The following is a 21,964-nucleotide window of genomic DNA, read 5'->3' on the forward strand; positions in this document are numbered from 1 at the left end:
GCCTAGTTGTTCAGAACACAGCGGCCTTTCTTCTGCTGAAAATTCTTGTTGCACTCCCAACGGTTACCCGTCCTGGCAAGATGTGCATTTTCCGGCAGTTCAATCAGGGTACAGTGGTCACCCGACACTGCGTAGCCGCGCTCGCATTTCCACTGCCGGCCATAAGCCGACGCATTCAGGAAGGCGTGTTCTGGAACTTCGATAACTGCGCAGGCACCGCCTTTAGCTTCGAAACCGCGGTCGCAAAGCCAGCTTGGCCCGTGTGTGCTGTTGGTCAGATAGGCGTCAGGCGGCAGAACTATTTTCTGGCAGAAATCGTCAATCTTTCTATAACCGCGCAGGCAGTTCCACCGAGTTCCTGAGGGGGCAAGATACCCGCCTTCGGGCACAAACACTTTAGCACAGGACGCCCCTTCGGCCTCAATGAACCCGTGTGAGCATTCCCACCCGGGACCATAGCTTCTGTGTGTGGGGTAGGCATTTTGCGGAACGACGACGGCTATGCAGGCGCTGCCGACCGCCCGGTAAGACCGGTTGCATTCCCAGCCATCACCGTAACTGCTTTTATGTGCATTCTCTGGCACTGAAAGAGCAACCGTCTCTGAAAATGCAGGTTGAATGAAGGCTGCCAGCAGACCGAACACCACAATAAGGCGTTTGATCATTGAGTGCAGAAAACGTCTTAATTCCATCACCCGGCTGAAGTTCTCCGCGTTGGCGCGAAGAATCGGTATTGGTGGAAGAAGATTACGATGCATCTAATTCCAGCCCGGCCAGACAAGCCTGCGCCAGATCACGGTTTGGCGTTTCAGCGCCCGGAACTGTTGCCCAGCCCGTTGCGATAACCGCGTCCCGGCGTTTGAAGGACATCGTTTCCTGGATAGACGCCAGCTTGGCGATCCGGTCGGTGTCTGTCTTGGCCATGTTGACGCACACTGGCACCAAGGCTGCAATCAGTTCGTCATGGGATCTGGTGCTCGCCATTGCCTCTGCATGACCTCCTGTCACCCAGCCGCCCCAGGAAAAACCGGCAATAGTAATAGAAACCGCGCCAATCAAGGCACCGTAAACGCCGGGTTTCAGCCATTCGGGATAAGTCATTTCTAGTCCTCCTGCGGAGAAAGCGCCGCCTCGCTATGATTGCAGTTATGTGTCAAATCCGCTGTCGCGGTTCAGCGCCGTTTCCAAATCCTTCTGAGTGATCAGGCGCAGTTCGGTCCGCCCCGCGCGGCCGCCCCTGCCATGGACCAGCAGGTAGGTTGCTGTGGTTCGGTAAGCCTCGAAGCTGAGCCCCTGAATAAGCTCCTCTTCCACGATAACTTCGTACCCACCCGCAGGAAGTTCGTCAGCGTAGCCGGCTAAGGCAAACGGATGGGAAAACGTCACCATCAGTCTGGACGACCGTGTGTTCATCCTGATTCTCATTGATGTCCTGTATGGCGGCTGCTTGCAGCTGCTGCCGCGGGGCGCCTCGTAACCTGTTGCGCGAGATCACGGCGACGCTGAGTGTCATCAAAGACTTTAAGGTGAAAGGAATGGGCACGTGCTGATCGATGTTAGCGCCTGACGTTTTTCCAGCTTCGGCGGTTCTATGTGTGGTTTTGATCAACCGGAGAGGCTGGTGCTGCTCAGCCGCTGATCAGAGCCAGAGAATAACGCTCGCTGAAGTCTTATGGTGATACGCTGCCCAGCCTCAATCGGCCGCGCCTTGCGCTGATGGATGAAGCTGATCTTTGACAAGCGTCCGCAACGCAGCGCCGCTAGCTAACCTAGGTCAGTGCGCACTGATCGGGACCCAGCTAAGCATTCCAGATTGGCCGCGCATTTCCCAGCGTGAGTATTACGAATGCAAAGAAGCGCCGAGGATGTGCCGGCCTAATTTGGCTCTGCGTGCAGTTCGCGCTTCTTTTTCCGCGGGCGCCAAGGAAAGGACAATCGAATGACACCTGAAACAAGAGAGCTGTCCATAAAGCTGGCCTCTGTGAGAGCTGCCTGCGAAAGGGCTCCTGCCGGGCCGCAGAAAGATACTGCCTGGAAGCATTACCGGCTGGCCGAGCTGGCGCAGAGCGAGGAAAACGATGCTGAAATGTACAAGGAGCTTGATGCGGCAAAACTAGCCCTGGTGTAGCCGTCTTATTCCGGACTGGTTTTCCGACCGCCCAGGTTTCACCCGAGGGCGGCCGCTTCATTTCAGAAGCGGCCCAGCCTGATCCAGATATCCCGGATCGAAATCCGCCAGTGTCACCAGGCGGTCAAAACTGCCGAACTTCACATAACCGTCGCGGAAAGTGACCAGGTCTCGTTCCCGCAGTTGGCGCAGCACACGATTCACATGAACTGCGGTCAGTCCCAGCGCGTCGGCCAGATGGTATTGCGTTAACGGGCAGGCGTAGCCCGCCTTGCTTCCCATCCCGACAAGAGCCAGCCTTGCACCCAGTTCCAGCAGGAAATGCGCCATTCGGGCATCCGCATCACGGCGCCCAAGTCCCACAAGATGCTCAACCACCATTGCTTCGTCCCGGGACGCGGCCCACAGTATGGCTGCCGCCAGCCTTGGGGTATCGGCAAATGCCCCAAGAAGGTCTTTCGCCAAAACTTCGGCAGCTTCGATCTCCACGATAGGTTCAATGCTATGGTCAGAGGTGCGCAGAAGAACGCTGCGCAATCCCAGAAAATCACCCGGAATCTGGAAGTCAACGATCTGGCGCGATCCCTCCTGCTGAATTTTATAGGAGCAGGCCCAGCCGGAGGACAGAATATAGGCAGCTTGTTCCGGCTGCCCCTGATGCACAAGATCGCTCCCGGCAGCAAACGTTCTGCGGCGCTGGTGCAAACGCTCCAGCACGGCAAGCTCATCTTCTGACAATATGGCAAAAGCTGATAGCTTTCTTGTAAACGGGCTATTTTTGATGGCGTTCATGGCCCCCCCGGACAGACACAGCATTTCGGAACGTCCCCAGGACAGGGCTGCTCTCGATCAGTCCAGCATACTCCGTTTTCTGCAAAGATGCCCTTGATCACCAGTCTGCCACATTGGCTTGATATGCAATGCAAGAAAGGAAAATGCAGGATGCCTGAGTATTCCGACAAGGCTGGAATGGCCGCCTTATCAATTTGCGAGGCGCTGCTGCTTGCCATGAATGACCTCCAAGTGATGCCGGAGCATGAAATCACCGGAATCCTCCGTGACGCTGCAGCCTCACATGAAAATGCCGCCGGTACGGATGCAGACGTCGCAGCTCACAAGGCAGCCGCCGCTTTGATCAATCAGATCATCGCCAACGGAAACTCTGTCCGGCGGCCGTGATCGCGACTCCCGGCAAGCGGCGCGAAGGACTGAAATCGGGAAGCGATCAATGCTTTGCAAAGCCTGCTTCCTGCGCTCCGCTGCCCCCGGTGCAACCCGCAGCATCCCGTGAAGCAGCTCGGCCCTGCCGAGCGTCCGCTTCCGGGAAATTGACCATGAAATTTCGCACCAGCAGCATCGTCGGTGCGGCACCACTTGTCTGTGACCGCTTTGGGCTGCTTGTGCCATCTGTCGGGAGGGTTCCGGTGAGGTTTCGCTGCAACCCAGCTGCCGCATCGCCGCAAGTCGGCTCTGAGCCCATACTGTGAGTTTGATTTATTCGCTGCGCGCGCTCGCAGCATACCGGATACCGCAGATGCAGAAAAGTACGCGCTGCCTCGCCGCGTTCAAAGCCGCCATTGGTCGACGTTGCAGCAATAATTTACCAGGGAAGGATCGAGGCGCGGGACGGAGTTGTCATTCACTGCAGGTGCAGCCCAGGCAAGCTACCGTGGCTGCTTTACGCAGGAGCCTGACATTGCAAGCTTTGCGCAGTTTCCTATAATCGGGCTATAAAGCTACTTGCTGCCACCATCGTGTTTGAACCAGTCTTCAACCGTTGGGACACGCTCGGGCTGCAGAAAAGAACCCGACGCAAGGCCGGGCTAAGTTGTGGCGGGGGATCTCGCCACTCAGGAAGGGCTAGCTTGGCCGCTTCAAATACACCGCCTTTATTCAGCTTGCTGCGGCTTTCGACGGAAAAAGCGGGAAAACAATCGTCCGTCTGTAACAGCAAAACCCAAAGCAATAATGGCAAACCCTATCCAGGCTTCGGGCTCCATCCGTTCACCGAGGAACATTACGCCAAGCCCGATAGCAAAGGGCGGAATCAGCAGGGTGACCAAAAGTAAATTGGCTGCCCCTGCTCGTGCTAGAATTGCAAAATAAAGGACGTAGGCCAGTGCAGTGGAGAGAGCAGCCATACCCAGAAGTGCCCCCCAAATACTTGGGGATAGGTCAAAACTCGGAGGCCCATCAACGACAAAAACAACTGGGACCATGAGAGCTGTGCTGCCAGCCAGCATGCCAAATGCGTTTACCAGCGGGGGCTGGTTGGACAGTGCTGTTCTTCCCCAAACTCCCGCAAAAGCATAAGACAGAGTGGCACCCAGGATTGCGAGTTGCGCTAGATTTCCGGGATTGAATTCAGTCACCGCACTTGGCCCCATGATGAATGCCACCCCTGCGATACCCAGCGTGGCCCCTGCAATCTTCTTCGGCGTCAGCGGTTCATCCTTGAGCAACAGCCCTGCGACAACTGCAGCGAACATTGCCGTCGTTGCATTCAAAATTGATGCCAGCCCGCTGTTGATCTGCGTCTGCCCCCAAAAGATCAGCGAGAATGGAATAGCATTGTTGAGAGCCCCCATGACGAGATAAGCGCCCCAAACCTTTGGGGACAAGGGAATACGCAATCCTTTGAAGCGAACGATGAGGGCAAGGAGCGGAACAGCCCAAAACACCCTGTGAAGGGTGATTGTGAATGGCGGCACTTCTGACAAGGCAACTTCGCCAAAAAAGAACGACCCACCCCATACTGCGGCAAGCAGCAGAAGCATGGAGGTGAATTCGACGGCACGGATGTCAGACGTGGCAGCGTCCATCGCAAGATGAACCTTGCGCCCCTCTCATTGATTGCTCTGCAATCAACTGCCGGGCAGCCATTGGCGCCGCCCCTGAGGGCCGTGCTTGCGGGCCTGCCACTCACCATCGCCAAGGAACTTGATCCCGGTGCTGTCCACAAGCAGGTTCAGCGGCCCATCGGCGCGGCGATATGGGATCTGGACGGCCAGCGTTCTATGGGCTTACGCGGCCCCACTGGGGCCACGGTCCCATCTCACTCTGTCGGCGGCACAGCGTAGAGAAATCCGGAACGGGCCAGTCCAGACCCGCCAGGTGCAAAAGGCTGGTGACCATCCCGACGGTCTGCCGGAGAGGCAGCTTGAACAGAACCTTGATCGACAGGCAGAACTGGATTGCCGCATCCGAGAAAACCGCAGGGCGACCGGGGCTGCCATCATGCGGCGCGAGCCAGGTCATCTCTTCGTCCAACCAGATCAGAAGCGACCCGTGCTTTCTGAGCGCATCGTTGTAGCTGGACCAATTCGTCGTACGGTAGCGGGCAGGTGCGGGCTTGCTCATCTGCCCCGTCTAACCGCATGGATTCGTGATGTGAATCCTTAGAACTCAGAGTTCTGCAACAACGCCCTGCTGGTCACTCATCATGATAGTAGCCAGTTTGATCCACAGATGGGAACGGCACCATCCCGGCGCGGTGCATCAGGCTCCCCACCATCGGCTTGCACTTGCGGCAGCAGTGCTTCCCTCATGACTGAGAATAGCGAAAGAATTATTGTGTTCCGCCATCTGGCTGCAGAATGAATCCCTTCGCCCCTTGAGTTTTCCGGTCGCGCAGAGAATTTTGTACCCGCAATGGGCGTGTAGCGGTCAGTAACTGCTAAACAGGCGAAACGAGCAACTCGGGGATTGGATGGTAATGTGTTACCCTGCTGGCTGATATGGACACAGCAACTAGGCTGAGATAGACCTGCCGCCAAGTGGCTTAAGAGCCTTACCCAAAAGTCCATCTCATTGCGCAGGCCGCATGTTGGCCACAAGCTCTGCTGCTTTCAGGCCGAACTTGCGCATCTCTGACTTGTTGAGGATGACGCCGCTTTCTGTGAGATACATCCAGTCGGTGGCCTGCAGCACATGGCCGCCGGCGCTTTCGGGCAGTTTGATCGTATAGTTCAGCTGCACTGTGGCACCGGAAACGACGCCCCTTGCTTCTCCAACCAGATCATCGGCGGTGGCGGTAAACGTGTTGTCCGGGCCAAGTGTCAGATACCATTTCCGGCTTTGTGTCACGCCATTGGAGTAGGTGAACTCTTCGGACAAAGTACCGGAGCTGCCTTCCCATTCTCCTACCATTATGGCGGTGAAACTGTTGGCCATCTTGCCATTGGGGCCAAAGATCAGCCCTTCGGAGAGGATCCCTCCAGATCAGACATCTTGTCCTTCATTGATGCCGTGTACTTGCCGTCCTCGATTGCGGTCAGGATGTTGGCGATCCGGCTTTACACCTTCTTGAGGGAGTGTTCGGCTTTCTGACGGTCATGGCATGCGCCCGCTGCGGCATCGTTGAACGCGTTGCGGTATTCCTCCGCGAACCGGTACGCCTGCAGCATGTTTTCCAGGCAGATCAGAGGGTGATGAAAAATCAAGCGCCGGCATGGGCGATTGCCCCGAGTGTTCCGCCGCTCCATGATCCCAAGGTCGCGTACCAATTCTGCACTACTCGACCTGCGTGCCATTCGGTTGTAGCATTCCGCACAGCGATCCGGAGGACGCCTTTCGCACGGGTAGCGTTCGGCCGCGTGGGGATGACGGCGGACTCTTGCTCAGACGGGTTCGATGCGGGTTTGGGGAGTGGTGCTGTCGCCGGATAGGCGCCAATTGCCGACGGCGCAACCTGGCAGCCGGACTACCGAAACGGAGTGGAGGAAAGGATGCGCAGGCTTAGAATTGCCGCGACAATCGTGGCCATAGGAATAGCTTTTCCTGTACTTGCCTTTGCCGAGACGATTTTCGTGGCAGTGGAGGACAAGGACTACACACCCTACTACGTCTGGATCGATGGGCAACCCAAAGGGCCGTGCGTCGAAATCGCCGCCGGTGCAATCAGGCACATGGGTGCGGAAGTGGAATTCGTCCGGATGCCGTGGACCCGCGTACTCAAATTCGTCAAGACCCAGCGAGTAGACGCCGGCCTTTGCGGCACTAAAACCGATGAGCGTGAGGACTTCAGCCATTATCCGGACGAGCCGTTGCTGAATTATGATGCAACGCTTTTCGTGCGCATGGATTCCGGCCTGACTATTTCCGACCCCGAGGCGCTCACCGGAAAAACCTTCGCGCTTGTCAAAGGTTATAGCTACGGAGGCATCGACGATGGCCTTGAAATGGCCGGCATGACGCGCGTCGAAGCCACAGGACGAGAAAGCATGATCAAGCTCCTGACGCTTGGGCGGGTCGAAACGGTTCTGGATACGACCCTGCCATTTCTTGCCGATGCCAGGCGCTTGGGCATCGAAGACCAGGTTCGGCCGCTCTTACCAAGCCTTGCCGAAACACCCGGATATCTTTTTTTCAGTCGGAAACCAGGGCACGATGCACTTTCAAATCGGTTTTCGGAAGCCCTGACTGAGTTCAAGACGACACCAAAATACCTTGCTATCAAGCAGCGATATGGGCTGTAATGACGTTAGGTAATGGGTGCGTCATTGGGTCTGCAATTGCCGCAATGATTTGGGGGGATTTTTTATGTTGATTGCAATGCCTCGGATAATTCGTGCGGTGGCGGTGCTCTTCGCCCTCTCATGCGCGCCGCCAGTTCTGGCGCAGGATCAGATTGCCCGCATCTCGACACTGGATTGGCCGCCTTACACAGGCAGCGATCTGCCCAGCGGCGGAGCGACGACAGAAGTTGTGCGCGTGGCTTTTGAAAAGGCAGGGTTCAATACAGACGTCGCCTATCGCCCATGGAAACGCGCGATCGACATGGCAAAGGACGGCAAGGATGGGGTCATTGCTTACTTTCCTGGCTATCATTGCCGCCACCAGAAAGGTTTCATCGCGTCCGATCCGATTGGCAATGGCCCTTTGGGATTTGCCGAACATGCAGGTGCGCCGATTTCGTGGGACACCCTAGATTCTATCGGCGAACAGCAGCTGAAGATCGGAACGGTCCTCGGCTACGCGAATACCGACGAATTCGACCAGAAAGTGGGAACAGGCTGGATTCTGGCTGTCCCGTCAAACGATGATCTCACGAACCTGAAAAAACTGGTGCGCAAGCGCATTGATGCCGCTGTCATAGACAAGTTCGTGCTGGAATACCTGAAAGCGACGGAGCCAAGCCTGAATTCAAACCGGAAAGACCTGCAATTCAACGCCACCCCACTGGAAGACAAGACGCTGTATTTGTGTTTCCGCGACGATGGGGACGGCCGTGCGATGCTTGAAAAATTCAATGCGGGACTTGCCCAGGTTAATGCTGACGAGATCGCAGAGAATTACTTCGCGACAGCGTTTTCGCAATGACGACGGCCGCTCCGCACCGGGACAGTGACTTTGCGGGCGTGACATGAAAGCCGTCCGGTGGGTGATATTGGCCCTTTTTTGCTCCGTCCTGTTCAGCGGGCGCGGGGCGAGTGCGCTGGACGATGTCACGATCGGCTACCAGCTGATGTACAATCCTTGGAAGACGGCGATCGTGAGCGGCGAAATCGAGCAGGCTGTTGGCCAGCCCGTGACTTGGCGCAAGTTCGAATCCGGCGCAAAGGTCATCAATTCGATGATCTTGGGCAAGGTTCAGATCGCGCAATCCGGGTCGAGTCCGATCGCCGCCGGTATTAGCCGGGGCTTGGACATAGAGGTGGTCTGGATTCTGGAAGATATAGCCGCGGCCGAGGCGCTGGTTGTTCGGGACGGAGCCGGCATAATCGCGCCGCGGGATCTGGCGGGCAAAACTATCGGTGTGCCTTTCGCCTCGACCACACATTTCCACTTTCTCTTTGCTCTCGAGCAATTCGGCATTGCGCAGAAGGATGTCGTCATTCGTAACATGCAGCCGCAGGAGATTACGGAAGCGTGGCAACTTGGTGAGATCGACGCCGCCTTTGTCTGGGATCCGGCATTAAGCGAAATCAAGAAGTCCGGGAAAGTGCTGATTACCTCTGGCGTTCTGTCGAGCTGGGGGAAGGCCACGTTTGATGCTATGGTCGTCGACAGGACATTCGCTGCCCAGAACCCAAACTTCATGTGTAATTTGATCAAGACCGTTGCGGCTGCGGATGCAGATTACAATGCCAATCCTTCGGCGTGGACTTCGGGATCGGATCAGGTCGCCGCGATCGTCAGCTTGGCTGGAGGTGATCCTGAAAACGTGCCCGTGGTTCTGGACCTCTACGATTTTCCGACCCTCAGGGAACAAGCTTCAGCGCGCTGGCTTGGTGGCGGCACCGAGGGAAGGGTCGCCCAGGCGCTAAGCTTCACCGCCGAATTCCTGCGGGAACAAGGCAAAATTCGCAATGTAGTCGACGATTTCGCCCGGCACGTAAATCCCCGTTATGTCGAGATGGTTCTCGAGGGTGCGTGTTGACGGACCAAAGCAAACCTAGATTGTTGCGTACAGAGTGTCTTTGATGGATCAAAAGCCGAGGAAATTTTACTTTAGGTCGCTTCGAGCAAAATTCCTGGCGGTAGTGACGCCGCTGGTTCTTACTTCGACCATTATTGTTTTTGGGCTTTTTGAATTCAATGCGCAGCGCGAAGCCGAAGACCGGCTCAATGACAAACTCGAAAAACTGGTCGCGATCCAAAGTGCCGTGGTTGCGGAATCGATGTGGAACGTTGCCGACGAGCAAATCAAGCTTATCCTTAAAGCCCTTGCCATTGATCCGGATATCTCGGGTGCAGCGGTCTATGATGATCAGGACATATTGGTTGCTTGGACCGGAAAGGTAGAAGGCCTCGAACAGGAGCAGTTCTTTGCAGAAAAGGAAATCGTCTATGTGTATGACGATAGTAGAGAGGTCATTGGGCGCCTGGCCATCGCGCTGACCGACGCCCAGATTCTCGCCGCTGCCCGGCAAAGGCTGACGACAGCCGGAATCTTGGGAGCGCTTCTTCTCGGAGCCATCATTTTCAGCACTCTGATCGCGAACCGGCGCACAATCGGTATCCCGCTCGAACGGCTCTTGAGTTCGATCAACAGCGCGCGCGGCGGGGGTGCGCGCGTTCCGGTGGACTGGATCAGCCGTGACGAGATCGGCGTCGTCGTCGCGGCATTCAACGAAATGCAGAAACGCCAGCAGGCGGACGAGGCGGCGCTCCGCAAGGCTCGCGACGAATTGGAACAGCGTGTCGAGGAGCGGACCCGCGAACTGGCCGAAGCAACCCTTGCAGCAAAACGAGCCCAAATGCAGCTTTCTCACGCCATTGAAAGCATCTCCGACGGGTTTTCTTTGTACGGCCCTGATGATCGCCTGATCGTTTGCAACCGCCGGTATCGTGAGCTCCTCTATCACGGAATCGAAGACATCGTGGTCGCTGGTGCCTCGTTCGATGAAATCATCCATAGCGCAGCTGAAAAAGGTCTTATCAAGGATGCGCTCGACGCACCGGAGGACTGGATCGCGGAGCGCATCGCGCAACACAGGAACCCGGGTGACACGCATCTCCAGGAGCGTGCGGACGGCCGCTGGATTCGCGTCAGCGAGCGGAAAACCGACGACGACAGCACCGTTGCCGTCTACACCGACATAACCGAACTCAAAGAACGCGAACAGGAAGCCGAAGAAGCGAACCGCGCGAAAAGCCAGTTCCTTGCCAATATGAGCCACGAGTTGCGGACTCCGCTCAATGCGGTGATCGGCATTACCGAAATGCTTATGGAGGATGCCGAGGAATTCGGACAGGAAGATTTCATTGAGCCGCTGGAACGTATCTCGCGCGCCGGAAAGCACCTGCTGAACCTGATAAACGAAATTCTAGACCTATCGAAGATTGAGGCTGGCAAGTTCGAGATGCATATCGAGAGCTTCGACTTGCCGAGCCTGATCCACGATGCGACAACAACTGTGCGTCCGATGGCAGAAAAGAACGGCAATGAGCTGACCGTTGATTGCCCGGATGATCTCGGGGCGATCTCGGCCGACCAGACACGGATGCGTCAGATCATTCTCAATCTGCTGAGCAATGCCTGCAAGTTTACTGAAAAGGGGCAGGTCGTGCTGGTGGCCCGGGAAGTACCGGACGATCTCGGATCGGCGGTTTCGATTGCGATTACAGATACGGGCATCGGGCTGAGTGCAGAGCAAATTGACCGGTTGTTTGAAGAATTCAGCCAAGCCGACAGCTCGACCACACGCCGCTTCGGCGGCACGGGCCTGGGCCTGGCAATCAGCAGGCGTCTGGCGCGGATGATGGGCGGCGACATCGAAGTGCAAAGCGCGCTTGGCGAGGGTGCGACGTTCACCTTTCGCCTGCCGCGCATTGCGATTGCCAGTTCGGGTGAAGACGACGCTTCGCCCCTACCAGAACGCCCGCCGGCGCTGCCAATCAATTCGGCTCGGCGTGATAACCCTCGAATCCTGGTGGTCGATGATGACAGGGCATCCCGTGAACTGATGCGCGTCATGTTGGCGAAACAGGGCTACGATGTCGTGACCGCCGTCGATGGCAGGGAAGGACTAGAGCTTGCGCGCAGAATGAAGCCTTCTGCAATCACACTTGATGTCGTGATGCCGGAGTTGGATGGCTGGGAGTTTCTCAAGGAGATCAAGTCAGACACGGAGACCGCCGCAATTCCCGTCATCATGGCAACCATGACCGAAGAGCCCGATCGCGGTTTTGCTCTGGGCGCATCGGAATACATGACGAAGCCGATTGACCGGGAGAAGATGAAGGCATTGCTTTCAAAATACCATCCGCAGGATCGGACGCCAGAGGTCCTGGTAGTCGAGGATGATCCCGATGTGCGCGATGTGTTGCGAGGCATCTTCTCCAAGAGTGGTTGGGACGTCACAGAGGCGGAGAACGGCAATATCGGGATCGAGCGTCTGGATGGATGTCAGCCCGACCTGATAATGCTTGACCTGCTGATGCCGGAGATGGACGGCTTCCAGTTTCTTGAAGCGCTTCGTCAGCGCCACGAATACGGCAGGGTCACGATCGTCGTTCTTACGGCGGCGAACTTAACGCCGGAAGATCATCGGCGGCTAAATGGCGGCGTCACGCAGATCGTGCAGAAGACAGATACTGGGCGGAGCGAGCTCCTGGCCACGATCCGCGAGATCATTGCAGAGAACACCCCCCAACCTTCGCAGGAGGCCGTGGGATGATCCGGGTGCTTTACATTGAAGACAACGAAGACAACATTTTCCTGTTCACACGCCGGCTGGGCAAACGAGGTTTCGAGATCCTGATCGCCCGCGACGGCGCGGCCGGTCTGGCGGTGGCGGGCACGAGCAACCCGTCGGTCATTCTGATGGATCTCGATCTTCCCATTGTCGATGGTTGGGAAGCCACCCGCCGGCTGAAGGCATCTGCAGCGACCCGCAATATTCCGGTGATCGCTGTGTCGTCCTATGCGATGCCCGAGGATTGCAGGCGCGCAATCGAGGCCGGATGTTCGGATTTCTTTTCGAAGCCGGTCGATATGAAGGCGCTTTGCAGCCGGATCGAAGCTCTTGCAGAGCATGGCCGGCAACCGGGGCCGGGTGAGGAGCATTGACCGCAGGTAAGGAGTTGAAGTGGGAATGGTGAAAATCCTTTATGTCGAAGACAACGAAGACAATGTCTACATGCTGACCAAACGGCTGGCCCGGAAAGGATACGAAGTTGTCGTGGCACCCGATGGCAAACAGGGCGTGGACATGTCACAATCGGAAAAGCCGGGGCTGATCATCATGGACTTGGGCTTGCCTGTACTTGATGGCTGGGAAGCGATCCGCCGGATCAAATCGAATTCTGCCACGTCGGAAATCCCGATCATCGCGCTGACCGCGCATGCTATGGCCGAGGATCGCGCAAAAGCACATGATGCCGGGTGTGACGATTTCGACACCAAGCCCGTCGATATGCCGCGCCTGCTCGGCAAGATCGACTCCCTGCTGCAGGCGAGGCAGGCCTCTTGACCTCGGACGGGCCAGCCCTTCTCGTTGTCGATGACAACGAAGACAACCGCTATACGCTCCTGCGGCGGTTGAAACGCGAGGGCCATGAGAATGTCGATGTGGCAGAGAACGGCCAGGAGGCGCTCGATCTGCTCGGCAGGCAACCTTACGACCTCGTGCTGCTCGACATCATGATGCCGGTTCTCAACGGGTATGAAACGCTGGAGCGTATGAAATCCGACATGCGCCTGCGCTCGATACCAGTCATAATGATTTCCGCAGTCGATCAAATTGAAAGCGTCGTGCGTTGTATCGAAGCAGGTGCCGAAGACTATCTCCCGAAACCGTTCAACACCGCGATCCTGCGCGCGCGCATTCATGCCAGCCTCGAAAAGAAACGCCTCAGGGATCAGGAGGCGGGCTATATGAAACAAATCGAGGTTGAAAAAAAGCGCGCCGACGATCTGCTGCATGCGACCCTGCCAGCCGCCGCGGTGCACGAACTGAAATCCACAAACTCCGTTAGACCGCGCCAGTTCGAAGACGTGGCGGTTCTGTTCTGCGACATCGTGGGTTTCACGACCTATTGCAACAACAACTCGGCGGAAACCGTGGTATCCCATCTTCAGGATCTGGTCTGCGCCTTCGAGGACATCGCGACCCAGAACGGGCTGGAAAAGATTAAGACAATCGGGGATGCCTTCATGGCAACCGCCGGGCTATTGCACCATGTTGAAAGTCCTGCAAAGGCCAGCGTTCGAACGGGCCTGGAGATGATTGACGCCGTCGCGGAACACCCCTCTGGCTGGGAGATCCGGATCGGCATTCATATGGGACCGCTGGTCGGCGGAGTTATCGGCCAGAAGAATTACGCCTTCGATATCTGGGGAGATACGGTGAACATCGCCGCCCGCATTGTCGATCATGCCGATCCGGGAACGGTACTTGTGAGCGAGGCCGTATGGCGAAACTTGCAAGATGCTTTCGATGGCAAGTCAAAAGGCATGGTCGAGCTCAAGGGCAGAGGATCGCACGAGTTGATTGAATGCGCCTGCTCCAGGTAAGGAGCCGTGCAGGGCACGCTCTGTTGCGCCCGATCACCCTTGGATGGCACCTGGCGACATGCACCCAGGGCGGCTTCCGCCAGTTTTTCGAATCTGAGAAAGCACCAGCTCATACCGATCCGGAGCTGGTGCCTTTCGAAAAGTTGCTAGAAATCGCGTCGGCAAACCTGCTGAACAAGGTAAGCGCCTGGTTTCTACCGCCTGCCTGATTTTCTCCTGGTGTTCTAAGACACGTGCTTAGCGACGTCGTTATCGACGTGTCTTATGGGGAATTTGTCATGCGCGGCGAGATCCTGGGCGTTGAACGGCGTCGGCGCTGGAGTGACGAGGAGAATCTTGCGATCGTCACATCTGTGGGGATCGACGGGGCAACGGTAACGCGGGTGGCACGGCATCACTATGTGACCCGTCAGCAAATTTATGGCTGGCAGCACGAGCTGAAGCGGAAGGGGCTATGGTCGCCTGGCGGCGTTGCAGGTATGGCTAGATGGGTTGGTGCAGAACGCTGAGTTCAACGCGACGGTGAGTGGCGTCGATCCGCAAGCCTGGCTGACCGACGTGCTCGACCGCATCCACGATCACAAGATCAATCGGATTGACTAGCTTATTCCATGGAATAGGACGCCACTGGCGTAACCCGTGGGGTCATCCCCCCCGATCTTAAGGGGATGCGGAAGTAGAATTTTCTCGGCAGGATGAACCAGGAGCTTCCGATGAAGAAGACACGATGCAGAGAAGCCCAGATCTTGGGTGTGCTGCGCCAAATGGAGGGCGGTGCGCCTGCCACCGAGCTGTGCCGTGAGCACGGGAGTGAGGCGGAAACGGAATTGATCCAGTGGATCAATTCCCCGCCGAACCGGCGCCACGCTGTAAAAGTGGCGGGCGAAGTATGGCGGCATGGACGCCAGTCTCATCAGTGAGAGCAAGCTATTGTCCGCCATTGGTCCGAGGGCAACGGCGAGCGGCGCTGGGCCGGGAACCGGGGCATTGCCTTGGCATATATCCAGCCCGGAAAGCCTTAGCAGAACGCTTATGTCGAGCGCTACAACCGGACGGTCAGGCACGAATGGCTGGACTTGGACATTTTCGAAAGTATCGAGGAGGTCCAGCAGATTGCCACCGAGTGGCTCTGGTCCTACAACCATGAACGCCCCAACATGGGCAACGGCGGGATGACGCCTGCACAGAAACTGAAGATGGCCGCGAAAATTCTACGGACATGCCCCCGCAAAAACGGGGGGATTACCGAGGAACCCGTTGCCAGCCTTTTCGTTCCAGTAGAGCTGCGCCTGGCCAACGGGCGGTGCCTCCGGCTTCCCAGTGATCTGGACGCGGGGGTGCTGATCAGGCTGATCCACGCAGTGGAGGCGGCATGATCGGCCCAGGAACCGGTGTCCGGGTGTATCTTGCCTGCGGCGTCACAGACATGCGCAAAGGCATTGCGGGGTTGCCGCCCGCATGTTCGCCCCGCGTTACGGCATCAGCGAAGAATCGGCCACCGGCATGGCAGCGGGACCGCTGGCCTGCGCGTTGTATGACCACCTCGGCGTGCGCAGGCCAAAGCTGCTGATCGAGCAGGGCCACTTCATGGAGCCCGCATCGCCCAGCGAGATCACGGTTGAACTGAACCTCGACGCAGGCCGGGTCACCGGGCTGATGGCCGGCGGCTGCGGCGCGGCGATGAAGGAGCTGCAGATTAAGCTGGATCACAGCCCGGTACCGGCAGCGGGAGGGAGAAATGATTGATCTTTACGGATGGACCACCGGCAACACCTACAGGGTGCTGATCGCACTGGAGGAAACCGGGCTGCCCTACCGGACCGTGCCTGTGAACCTGCGCGAGCGGGATCAGGACAGGCCGGGGTTCCTTGCCCTCAACCCGATGGGCCAGGTGCCGCTGATCATCGACAGCGAAGGCCCTTGCGGCGCCCAGATCACCCTGAGCCAATCCATGGCGATCCTACTGTATCTGGCCGAAAAGTCCGGCCAGTTGCTGCCAGCCGCCCGGGCGGACCGCGCCCACGCGCTTGAAGCCCTGAGCCTGGTGATGACCGACTTGGTGGCACTCCTCAATTTCGGGCTCAGCCTGGAGCGCGAAGAGGGCAGCAGCTCTGCCCTGGCTTTTGGCGATGCGCGGGCGTTGCGCGCGCTTGCCGCCATCGAGAAGCGGCTTGGCACATGCAGCTTTCTTAGCGGCAGCCGTTTCGGGGCGGCAGACTGTGCCGCCTTTCCCATGATTCATCTGCTGGGCTCTGGCTGCTTGAAAGAGCTCCCGGCCACCCTGCGCTGGTACCGCGAGGCGCAGGAGCGCGCATCGGTGCAGCGCGCGCTTGCAGCGGTTTTCTAACTTGATGAAAGGAGATTAACATGTGTGGCAATCATCAGAGCTTCGACGCTTATGCCTTTTCCAAGCAACCCGGCTTTGACGAAGCGGCGGTGCGCAAGGAATTCGCCAAGGCAGTGCCGCTGAAAACCGTGGTCGTCTATTGCTATGACCCGCGCATCGTCCAAGTGCCGCGGCTGGTCGCCGAAGAGTTCGGTCATACACACCCCGGAGAGATCGTTACTGATGACAGCGGCAACAAGATCGCTTCAACCACCAACATCTTCGAGGTTTGCGTGGCAGGAGGCCGGGCATATGACGCCCTGCGGTCCGTCACAGTGGCGCAGCACCTGTTCGGGATCGAGAACATCGTCATCGTTCACCACACTCATTGCGGCGCCACGTCCTTCACCAAAGAGGGGATCTTTGACGCTTACAAGCAAGAACATGGTGCCGATATTGAACCGCTTTACCCGGCAGAAAGCATTTGCATTAGCGACTACACTGCCTCCCTTGAGCGTGATGTCCTATTGATGCGGGACTCCGCCGGAACCCCCAAGCACGCCAATATCTACGGTTACATGTACGACATCGACGAGGAAAAGCTGATCAAGGTCGCGCAGTCGCTGGCCGTGTGACTTTTCGGGCCGGCGGCAGAGCCGTCGGCCTGCTGCAGCGCGTAAAGGATATTGCGTTAGCCACTCGCCAAAATTGGAGGCCGCTGTGAGAGAACAGGACGTTGAAGACTGGCGTAGGCCTAACCGAAGAACTGAAAGAGACCGGATTGGATAAACGAGCACTTGGGGCGGCATTAAAGCGGGAGAGGCCCATAGCCACCCGTGTTGTTGAGCGACGCGCCATGAAAGGCGCGTCACAGCAACCGGTCCTTCGGTTCAAACGATGTCCTCAATCAAACGCTCAAGGTGCGGAATGCAGGTGGGGTCGCAGAATTGCTCCGAGCCCGGGATATGCTGCCGTCTCAAAACACTCAGCACGCACGCCATATGGGTGCATCTGCAAGATTTACACTTCAGACCGGCGTTGTTGCAGAACTCTGAGTTCTAAGGATTCACATCACGAATCCATGCGGTTAGACGGGGCAGATGAGCAAGCCCGCACCTGCCCGCTACCGTACGACGAATTGGTCCAGCTACAACGATGCGCTCAGAAAGCGCGGGTCGCTTCTGATCTGGTTGGACGAAGAGATGACCTGGCTCGCGCCGCATGATGGCAGCCCCGGTCGCCCTGCGGTTTTCTCGGATGCGGCAATCCAGTTCTGCCTGTCGATCAAGGTTCTGTTCAAGCTGCCTCTCCGGCAGACCGTCGGGATGGTCACCAGCCTTTTGCACCTGGCGGGTCTGGACTGGCCCGTTCCGGATTTCTCTACGCTGTGCCGCCGACAGAGTGAGATGGGACCGTGGCCCCAGTGGGGCCGCGTAAGCCCATAGAACGCTGGCCGTCCAGATCCCATATCGCCGCGCCGATGGGCCGCTGAACCTGCTTGTGGACAGCACCGGGATCAAGTTCCTTGGCGATGGTGAGTGGCAGGCCCGCAAGCACGGCGTTCAGGGGCGGCGCCAATGGCTGCCCGGCAGTTGATTGCAGAGCAATCAATGAGAGGGGCGCAAGGTTCATCTTGCGATGGATGCTGCCACGTCTGACATCCGTGCCGTCGAATTCACCCCCAGCCGCGACGGCCCCTCTCGTGGTTATGCTGCGCAAACCACTGCCGGGCAGTGGACAGCCCGGTCTTACCGGACTTGTTGGGTCAGTTCCCCGAGGACGAAGACATCGGCACCGTGATCGCCGATGGTGCCTATGACACGCGACGCTGCCATGCCGCGATCCTCGAACGCGACGCGGCCCCGATCATCCCGATCCGCAAGAATGGCCGGTTGTGGAAAGAAGATTGTCCGGCTGCGCAGGTCAGAAACGAAACTCTGCGAGCCACCCGACACTACGGTCGAGCCTTCTGGAAGCGCTGGACAGGATACCACGTCCGAAGCCGGATCGAGGCAAAGATGCGCTGCTTAAAGGCATTCGGCGAGCGCATTGCCGCAAGAGACCCCGACCGCCAACCCGCCGAGATCCATATCCGCATCGCACTCATCAACCGCTTCAACGCACTCGGCACCGCTGAGATTATCCGCGTCGCCTAAGTTCGGAGGGGAAAGGGGGAGCCAGGCCTCAAGAGCGAGTTCTGCAACAATGCCATTCAGATCCAAACAGGTTCATAAAGGATCCGATCCGCCAGATGCCGGGGCTGAACACCTAGGCGCATGTATCCAGGGACGTTAAGAATTTTCTGTTGGTTTCACGGTACTTTCGGCGCGAGCCATCGAGAATCAGGAACGCGCGGAGAAATTCATTGTTTTTCAAATTCAAAGCGTCCAGGCCCGCAGAGCAGGACAGCGGTGCCAGGATTATTGCCGGTATGGTCGATCGCACCCAGGCGACAATTCAATTTAAACCGGACGGCACAATTCTGACCGCAAACGGCAATTTTCTTGCTGCATTGGGATACCGGCTGGAAGAAATCGCGGGCCGGCATCATTCGATGTTTGTGGCGCCTGAAATTGCCGCGGGTGCGGAGTATAAATCATTCTGGAAAGACCTGGCCGCTGGCCGTGTGTTCACCGATCAGTTCCCGCGGGTGACCAAGGACGGCGCCACTATTTGGATCCAGGCGACCTATGCTCCGGTTGAAAACGCGGATGGCACAGTGGATAGGGTGGTCAAAGTGGCCACTGATGTAACGGTGCGCCGTCTTGGGCTGCAGGAAATCGCCAAGGGGCTGGACGCGATGAGCCAGGGGGATCTGGGCTTCCGGGTCAAACTGTCCGATCAGGCGGATATTGCCGCGCTGGGCGAGGCGTTCAACCGCTCGGCGGAGCAGCTTGGCACAGCGATGGGCGCGGTGACGCAAGTATCCGAAGCTGTCGGACGCACAGCGGATGAGATATCCAAATCCGCCAGCGACCTGTCTCAGCGTACCGAGAGCCAGGCTGCAACGCTGGAGGAAACCGCAGCGGCCATTGAGGAGCTGACCGGCACGGTGCATTCCTCGGCGGAGGGCGCAGAGAAGGTGGAGGGCATCGTCAGCGAGGCCCAGACTGCCGCGGAACGCAGCGGTCAGGTTGTCTCGGACGCTGTGGCGGCGATGTCGCAGATTGAGAGCTCCTCTGAGGAAATCGCCAAAATCATCGGGATGATCGACGATATTGCCTTTCAGACCAACTTGCTGGCGCTGAATGCCGGGGTTGAGGCCGCCCGGGCGGGGGAGGCAGGCCGTGGCTTTGCGGTTGTTGCCTCAGAAGTGCGGGCGCTGGCGCAGCGGTCCGCTGGGGCGGCCGGCGAGATCAAGCAGCTTATCGGTCAAAGCAAACAGCAGGTGGCCAGCGGTGTGGACCTGGTTGGCAGAACCGGAATTGAGCTTAAGCAGATCATTGACAGTGTGGGTCATATTTCCACCCACATCAGCGGGATTGCCACCGGCGCCAAGGAACAGGCAACGTCGCTGAGCGAGATCAACCTTGGTGTTTCACAGCTGGATCAGGTGACCCAGCAGAATGCGGCGATGGTTGAGGAAACCTCGGCCGCCAGCCAGTTACTGTCCGCAGACGCCAGCCAGCTGACCCGCGAAGTGTCCAAGTTCAGGTCCGCAGGCAACCCGGCCTCCGCCCCGGTTGCGGATGTGGTGGCTTTCCAGCGCCCGGCGGCGGTAGCGCCGGCAGCAACCCCGGCGGCAAACGGCGCCGGCGGTTTTGATGCAGAGGCGCTGCCTGCGGCGCAAGGGTGGGATGATTTCTGAAGCCGGCTTGCGGTTCTTGCCTGTGGCAGCGGCAAGGTTGTCTATGAATTGACATGTTGACACTCCCCGTCTGCACCGCAACGCTTGCGCGCGAAAATGACGGGGTGAAAACATGAACAGCCAGGTGGCGCCAGCCTATCCGCTGGTCCGGCGGGCCGGGCAGAACGGCATGCTGGTAAGCTTTGACAGCAGCCTTAGCGAGGCCTCGAACCGCGCCGCGCTGGCTTTTGGCAGTGCGGTGGAAGCGCTGCCGCTGAAAGGGGTTGTAGAGACCATGGCCTCTTTGGCTTCGGTCTTTGTCCGTTTCGACCCTGCTGATCTGCGGCATGAGGCGCTGGAGGCGGCTTTGCAGACCCTTCTGACGACCCAAAACTGGCTGCAGGCGCCGCTGCCGCCCGGTCGCCGGTTCTGGCGGGTGCCGACAGTATATGGCACCGATCTGGCACCCCAGCTGGGAGAAGCAGCCGATGCCGCGGGTATGAGCGAGACACAGGCCATCGAAAGCCTGGGTGCCGCACAGGTGCGGGTGCTGACCATCGGCTTTGCCCCCGGCCAGCCCTACCTTGGCTCGTTGGGGCCGGAATGGAACCTGCCGCGGCAGACGGAGCTGACACCGATGGTGCCGCGCGGCGCACTGGTGCAGGCGATCTGCCAGTTCGTCTTGTTTTCCAATCCGGCGCCAACCGGCTGGCGCCATGTCGGCCAAACCGGGCTGACCCTGTTCCAGCCGGGGGCAGCGCAGCCTTTTGTTCTGCGCCCGGGTGATGAGATGCAGTTTGAACCGGTCTCCAAACCGGACTTCCTGAAACACTGCAAGGATGACCCGCTGCTTGGCGGCGCCATCGTCTCGGAGATCGCAGCATGAGCGGTCTCAAGATACTGCGGATCGGACCGGCGGCTTCGGTCCAGGATATGGGGCGGCCCGGTTTGCTGGGGCAGGGGGTGTCCCAAGGCGGCGCTGCGGACCCGCTGGCATTGGCCGAGGGGGCTGCGCTGCTGCGGCAGGATTCCGGATTGGCAGCCTTGGAAATGGGGGGCATGGGCGGCGAGTTCGAAGCGACCGGCCCCCTGCGCATTGCCCTGACCGGCGCCCCGATGGCGGCAGTGCTGGAGGGTGAACCGCTGGCCTGGAATGCGTCGCACCGGATGGAGGCGGGCCAGCGCCTGTCAATCGGTGCCGCCCGCCGCGGCGTCTATGGATACCTGCATCTAGGCGGCGGCATTGCCACGGAGCCGCTGCTTGGCTCCCGCGCTGTGCATCTGATGGCGGGGCTGGGGCGGGCGGCCGAAGCCGGAGACCTGCTGCCTGCCGGTTCAGACCGGAATAATGAAACAGGTCTGGTGCTGGCCGCCGAGGACCGTTTTCAGGGCGGTGAATTGCGTATTCTCGAAAGTTTCCAAAGCAGCCTGTTTCCCGAGGCGGTCCGTGTCCGGTTTGCGGCCACGGCTTTCCAGCGCGGCAGCCGTGCCAACCGGATGGGGGTGGAAATGGTCTCGGACGGCGAAGGCTTTGCCGCTGACGGCCAGCTCAATATCCTGTCCGAAGTGATCCTGCCGGGGGATGTGCAGATGACCGGCGATGGCAAGCCCTTCGTGCTGCTGCGCGAATGCCAGACAACTGGCGGTTACCCGCGGATCGGCACCGTTCTGCCATGCGATCTCCCCAAGGTGGCGCAGGCGCAGGGCGGCGCTGCGCTCCGCTTCTGCTGGACCGGCCTGGAACAGGCTCTGGAAATTCAG

The 21,964-nt window shown here is 58.5% G+C and carries 24 protein-coding genes and 5 pseudogenes (1 of these 29 cut by a window edge); 21 read left to right on the forward strand and 8 right to left on the reverse strand.

Annotated features, from left to right (window positions below; all coding sequences use genetic code 11):
- Nucleotides 1–2: 2 nt before the first annotated feature.
- Genes K3557_RS01430 through K3557_RS01440 form a run of 3 tightly spaced genes read right to left on the reverse strand, consistent with a single transcriptional unit; the run spans nt 3 to nt 1,413 of the window.
- A complete protein-coding gene (locus K3557_RS01430) occupies nt 3–758 on the reverse strand; it encodes a hypothetical protein (RefSeq protein WP_259997187.1) in 756 nt (251 codons plus the stop codon).
- Nucleotides 748–1,101, reverse strand: a complete 354-nt coding sequence (locus K3557_RS01435; RefSeq protein ID WP_014875288.1) for a hypothetical protein — start codon at nt 1,099–1,101, stop codon at nt 748–750. The genes K3557_RS01430 and K3557_RS01435 overlap by 11 nt, the downstream gene beginning before the upstream one ends.
- A 45-nt stretch (nt 1,102–1,146) precedes the next feature.
- Entirely contained in the window at nt 1,147–1,413 is a 267-nt protein-coding gene (locus K3557_RS01440; RefSeq protein ID WP_259997204.1) for a hypothetical protein, read from the reverse strand.
- A 526-nt stretch (nt 1,414–1,939) separates the two neighbouring features.
- Between K3557_RS01440 and K3557_RS01445 the strand changes: the two genes are divergently transcribed.
- Nucleotides 1,940–2,128: a hypothetical protein gene (locus K3557_RS01445; RefSeq protein WP_259990714.1), complete on the forward strand. Its 189-nt coding sequence runs from the start codon at nt 1,940–1,942 to the stop codon at nt 2,126–2,128.
- 57 nt (nt 2,129–2,185) lie between these two features.
- Here the strand turns inward: K3557_RS01445 and K3557_RS01450 are convergent, their stop codons facing one another.
- Nucleotides 2,186–2,920: a Crp/Fnr family transcriptional regulator gene (locus K3557_RS01450; RefSeq protein ID WP_259997207.1), complete on the reverse strand. Its 735-nt coding sequence runs from the start codon at nt 2,918–2,920 to the stop codon at nt 2,186–2,188.
- Nucleotides 2,921–3,070: 150 nt separating this feature from the next.
- On the opposite strand from K3557_RS01450, the gene K3557_RS01455 reads away from it, so the two are divergent.
- Nucleotides 3,071–3,307 (forward strand): hypothetical protein, encoded by a 237-nt coding sequence (locus tag K3557_RS01455; protein WP_076616393.1) that lies wholly within the window; start codon nt 3,071–3,073, stop codon nt 3,305–3,307.
- Nucleotides 3,308–4,017: 710 nt separating this feature from the next.
- Here K3557_RS01455 and K3557_RS01460 read toward each other — a convergent pair.
- The 4 genes and pseudogenes from K3557_RS01460 to K3557_RS01475 all read right to left on the reverse strand — a co-directional run bounded on the left by K3557_RS01460 (nt 4,018) and on the right by K3557_RS01475 (nt 6,633).
- Nucleotides 4,018–4,515 (reverse strand): DMT family transporter, encoded by a 498-nt coding sequence (locus tag K3557_RS01460; protein ID WP_259999521.1) that lies wholly within the window; start codon nt 4,513–4,515, stop codon nt 4,018–4,020.
- 57 nt (nt 4,516–4,572) lie between these two features.
- A pseudogene (locus K3557_RS01465) lies at nt 4,573–5,488 on the reverse strand (IS5 family transposase); the annotation flags it as partial.
- A 447-nt stretch (nt 5,489–5,935) separates the two neighbouring features.
- Nucleotides 5,936–6,349: pseudogene (locus K3557_RS01470) on the reverse strand (DUF3833 family protein); the annotation flags it as partial.
- Between the two features lie 74 nt (nt 6,350–6,423).
- Nucleotides 6,424–6,633 (reverse strand): hypothetical protein, encoded by a 210-nt coding sequence (locus K3557_RS01475; protein WP_259997209.1) that lies wholly within the window; start codon nt 6,631–6,633, stop codon nt 6,424–6,426.
- A gap of 222 nt (nt 6,634–6,855) precedes the next feature.
- Here K3557_RS01475 and K3557_RS01480 point away from each other — a divergent pair, with 222 nt between their 5' ends.
- The 19 genes and pseudogenes from K3557_RS01480 to K3557_RS01570 form a co-directional block, all read left to right on the forward strand.
- Nucleotides 6,856–7,605: an ABC transporter substrate-binding protein gene (locus K3557_RS01480; RefSeq protein WP_259997212.1), complete on the forward strand. Its 750-nt coding sequence runs from the start codon at nt 6,856–6,858 to the stop codon at nt 7,603–7,605.
- A 64-nt stretch (nt 7,606–7,669) separates the two neighbouring features.
- The gene (locus K3557_RS01485) at nt 7,670–8,449 is read left to right on the forward strand and encodes an ABC transporter substrate-binding protein (RefSeq protein WP_259997215.1); all 780 of its coding nucleotides are present in this window, start codon (nt 7,670–7,672) and stop codon (nt 8,447–8,449) included.
- A 43-nt stretch (nt 8,450–8,492) separates the two neighbouring features.
- Nucleotides 8,493–9,509 (forward strand): taurine ABC transporter substrate-binding protein, encoded by a 1,017-nt coding sequence (gene tauA, locus K3557_RS01490; protein WP_259997219.1) that lies wholly within the window; start codon nt 8,493–8,495, stop codon nt 9,507–9,509.
- A gap of 103 nt (nt 9,510–9,612) precedes the next feature.
- Complete coding sequence (locus tag K3557_RS01495) at nt 9,613–12,252, forward strand: response regulator (RefSeq protein WP_259997221.1); 2,640 nt, start codon at nt 9,613–9,615, stop codon at nt 12,250–12,252.
- Nucleotides 12,249–12,644 (forward strand): response regulator, encoded by a 396-nt coding sequence (locus tag K3557_RS01500; protein ID WP_259987423.1) that lies wholly within the window; start codon nt 12,249–12,251, stop codon nt 12,642–12,644. The genes K3557_RS01495 and K3557_RS01500 overlap by 4 nt, the downstream gene beginning before the upstream one ends.
- A gap of 25 nt (nt 12,645–12,669) precedes the next feature.
- Nucleotides 12,670–13,047, forward strand: coding sequence for a response regulator (locus K3557_RS01505; RefSeq protein ID WP_259987421.1), 378 nt, complete (start codon nt 12,670–12,672; stop codon nt 13,045–13,047).
- Nucleotides 13,044–14,090, forward strand: a complete 1,047-nt coding sequence (locus K3557_RS01510) for an adenylate/guanylate cyclase domain-containing protein (protein ID WP_259997233.1) — start codon at nt 13,044–13,046, stop codon at nt 14,088–14,090. Before K3557_RS01505 ends, K3557_RS01510 begins: the two co-directional genes overlap by 4 nt.
- A gap of 23 nt (nt 14,091–14,113) precedes the next feature.
- Nucleotides 14,114–14,299, forward strand: a complete 186-nt coding sequence (locus K3557_RS01515) for a hypothetical protein (RefSeq protein ID WP_259997235.1) — start codon at nt 14,114–14,116, stop codon at nt 14,297–14,299.
- A 69-nt stretch (nt 14,300–14,368) separates the two neighbouring features.
- Nucleotides 14,369–14,599 carry a transposase gene (locus K3557_RS01520; protein ID WP_259997237.1) on the forward strand — a complete coding sequence of 77 codons (231 nt, stop codon included), beginning with the start codon at nt 14,369–14,371 and terminating at the stop codon, nt 14,597–14,599.
- A 7-nt stretch (nt 14,600–14,606) separates the two neighbouring features.
- Nucleotides 14,607–14,693: pseudogene (locus tag K3557_RS20520) on the forward strand (transposase domain-containing protein); the annotation flags it as partial.
- 110 nt (nt 14,694–14,803) lie between these two features.
- Nucleotides 14,804–15,010: a hypothetical protein gene (locus K3557_RS01530; protein WP_259997239.1), complete on the forward strand. Its 207-nt coding sequence runs from the start codon at nt 14,804–14,806 to the stop codon at nt 15,008–15,010.
- 48 nt (nt 15,011–15,058) lie between these two features.
- A pseudogene (locus tag K3557_RS01535) lies at nt 15,059–15,295 on the forward strand (transposase); the annotation flags it as partial.
- Between the two features lie 253 nt (nt 15,296–15,548).
- Complete coding sequence (locus tag K3557_RS01540) at nt 15,549–15,836, forward strand: PhzF family phenazine biosynthesis protein (RefSeq protein ID WP_259997240.1); 288 nt, start codon at nt 15,549–15,551, stop codon at nt 15,834–15,836.
- A complete protein-coding gene (locus K3557_RS01545; protein WP_259997241.1) occupies nt 15,829–16,437 on the forward strand; it encodes a glutathione S-transferase family protein in 609 nt (202 codons plus the stop codon). Before K3557_RS01540 ends, K3557_RS01545 begins: the two co-directional genes overlap by 8 nt.
- 20 nt (nt 16,438–16,457) lie before the next feature.
- On the forward strand, nt 16,458–17,051 hold the full coding sequence (locus K3557_RS01550) for a hypothetical protein (protein WP_259996563.1): 594 nt from the start codon (nt 16,458–16,460) through the stop codon (nt 17,049–17,051).
- A 465-nt stretch (nt 17,052–17,516) separates the two neighbouring features.
- A pseudogene (locus K3557_RS01555) lies at nt 17,517–18,572 on the forward strand (IS5 family transposase).
- A gap of 209 nt (nt 18,573–18,781) precedes the next feature.
- Entirely contained in the window at nt 18,782–20,224 is a 1,443-nt protein-coding gene (locus K3557_RS01560; RefSeq protein WP_259997244.1) for a methyl-accepting chemotaxis protein, read from the forward strand.
- A 112-nt stretch (nt 20,225–20,336) separates the two neighbouring features.
- Nucleotides 20,337–21,089: an allophanate hydrolase subunit 1 gene (locus K3557_RS01565; protein WP_259997255.1), complete on the forward strand. Its 753-nt coding sequence runs from the start codon at nt 20,337–20,339 to the stop codon at nt 21,087–21,089.
- Nucleotides 21,086–21,964, forward strand: the 5' portion of a protein-coding gene (locus tag K3557_RS01570; protein WP_259997256.1) for a biotin-dependent carboxyltransferase family protein. The gene runs 153 nt beyond the window's last position; only the first 879 of its 1,032 coding nucleotides appear in the window; the start codon lies at nt 21,086–21,088; its stop codon lies off the right edge, out of view. Before K3557_RS01565 ends, K3557_RS01570 begins: the two co-directional genes overlap by 4 nt.

Origin of the sequence: Leisingera sp. M523, assembly GCF_025141335.1 — a bacterium.
In the GTDB taxonomy this organism is placed as follows: domain Bacteria; phylum Pseudomonadota; class Alphaproteobacteria; order Rhodobacterales; family Rhodobacteraceae; genus Leisingera.

Coding starts and splice junctions, on each gene's coding strand:
- K3557_RS01445 (WP_259990714.1), top strand. CDS start 1,940: ATGACACCTGAAACAAGAGAGCTGTCCATAAAGCTGGCCTCTGTGAGA.
- K3557_RS01435 (WP_014875288.1), bottom strand. CDS start 1,101: ATGACTTATCCCGAATGGCTGAAACCCGGCGTTTACGGTGCCTTGATT.
- K3557_RS01430 (WP_259997187.1), bottom strand. CDS start 758: ATGCATCGTAATCTTCTTCCACCAATACCGATTCTTCGCGCCAACGCG.
- K3557_RS01565 (WP_259997255.1), top strand. CDS start 20,337: ATGAACAGCCAGGTGGCGCCAGCCTATCCGCTGGTCCGGCGGGCCGGG.
- K3557_RS01460 (WP_259999521.1), bottom strand. CDS start 4,515: ATGGGGCCAAGTGCGGTGACTGAATTCAATCCCGGAAATCTAGCGCAA.
- K3557_RS01480 (WP_259997212.1), top strand. CDS start 6,856: ATGCGCAGGCTTAGAATTGCCGCGACAATCGTGGCCATAGGAATAGCT.
- K3557_RS01455 (WP_076616393.1), top strand. CDS start 3,071: ATGCCTGAGTATTCCGACAAGGCTGGAATGGCCGCCTTATCAATTTGC.
- K3557_RS01530 (WP_259997239.1), top strand. CDS start 14,804: ATGAAGAAGACACGATGCAGAGAAGCCCAGATCTTGGGTGTGCTGCGC.
- K3557_RS01520 (WP_259997237.1), top strand. CDS start 14,369: ATGCGCGGCGAGATCCTGGGCGTTGAACGGCGTCGGCGCTGGAGTGAC.
- tauA (WP_259997219.1), top strand. CDS start 8,493: ATGAAAGCCGTCCGGTGGGTGATATTGGCCCTTTTTTGCTCCGTCCTG.
- K3557_RS01450 (WP_259997207.1), bottom strand. CDS start 2,920: ATGAACGCCATCAAAAATAGCCCGTTTACAAGAAAGCTATCAGCTTTT.
- K3557_RS01500 (WP_259987423.1), top strand. CDS start 12,249: ATGATCCGGGTGCTTTACATTGAAGACAACGAAGACAACATTTTCCTG.
- K3557_RS01505 (WP_259987421.1), top strand. CDS start 12,670: ATGGTGAAAATCCTTTATGTCGAAGACAACGAAGACAATGTCTACATG.
- K3557_RS01540 (WP_259997240.1), top strand. CDS start 15,549: ATGTTCGCCCCGCGTTACGGCATCAGCGAAGAATCGGCCACCGGCATG.
- K3557_RS01440 (WP_259997204.1), bottom strand. CDS start 1,413: ATGAACACACGGTCGTCCAGACTGATGGTGACGTTTTCCCATCCGTTT.
- K3557_RS01550 (WP_259996563.1), top strand. CDS start 16,458: ATGTGTGGCAATCATCAGAGCTTCGACGCTTATGCCTTTTCCAAGCAA.
- K3557_RS01545 (WP_259997241.1), top strand. CDS start 15,829: ATGATTGATCTTTACGGATGGACCACCGGCAACACCTACAGGGTGCTG.
- K3557_RS01485 (WP_259997215.1), top strand. CDS start 7,670: ATGTTGATTGCAATGCCTCGGATAATTCGTGCGGTGGCGGTGCTCTTC.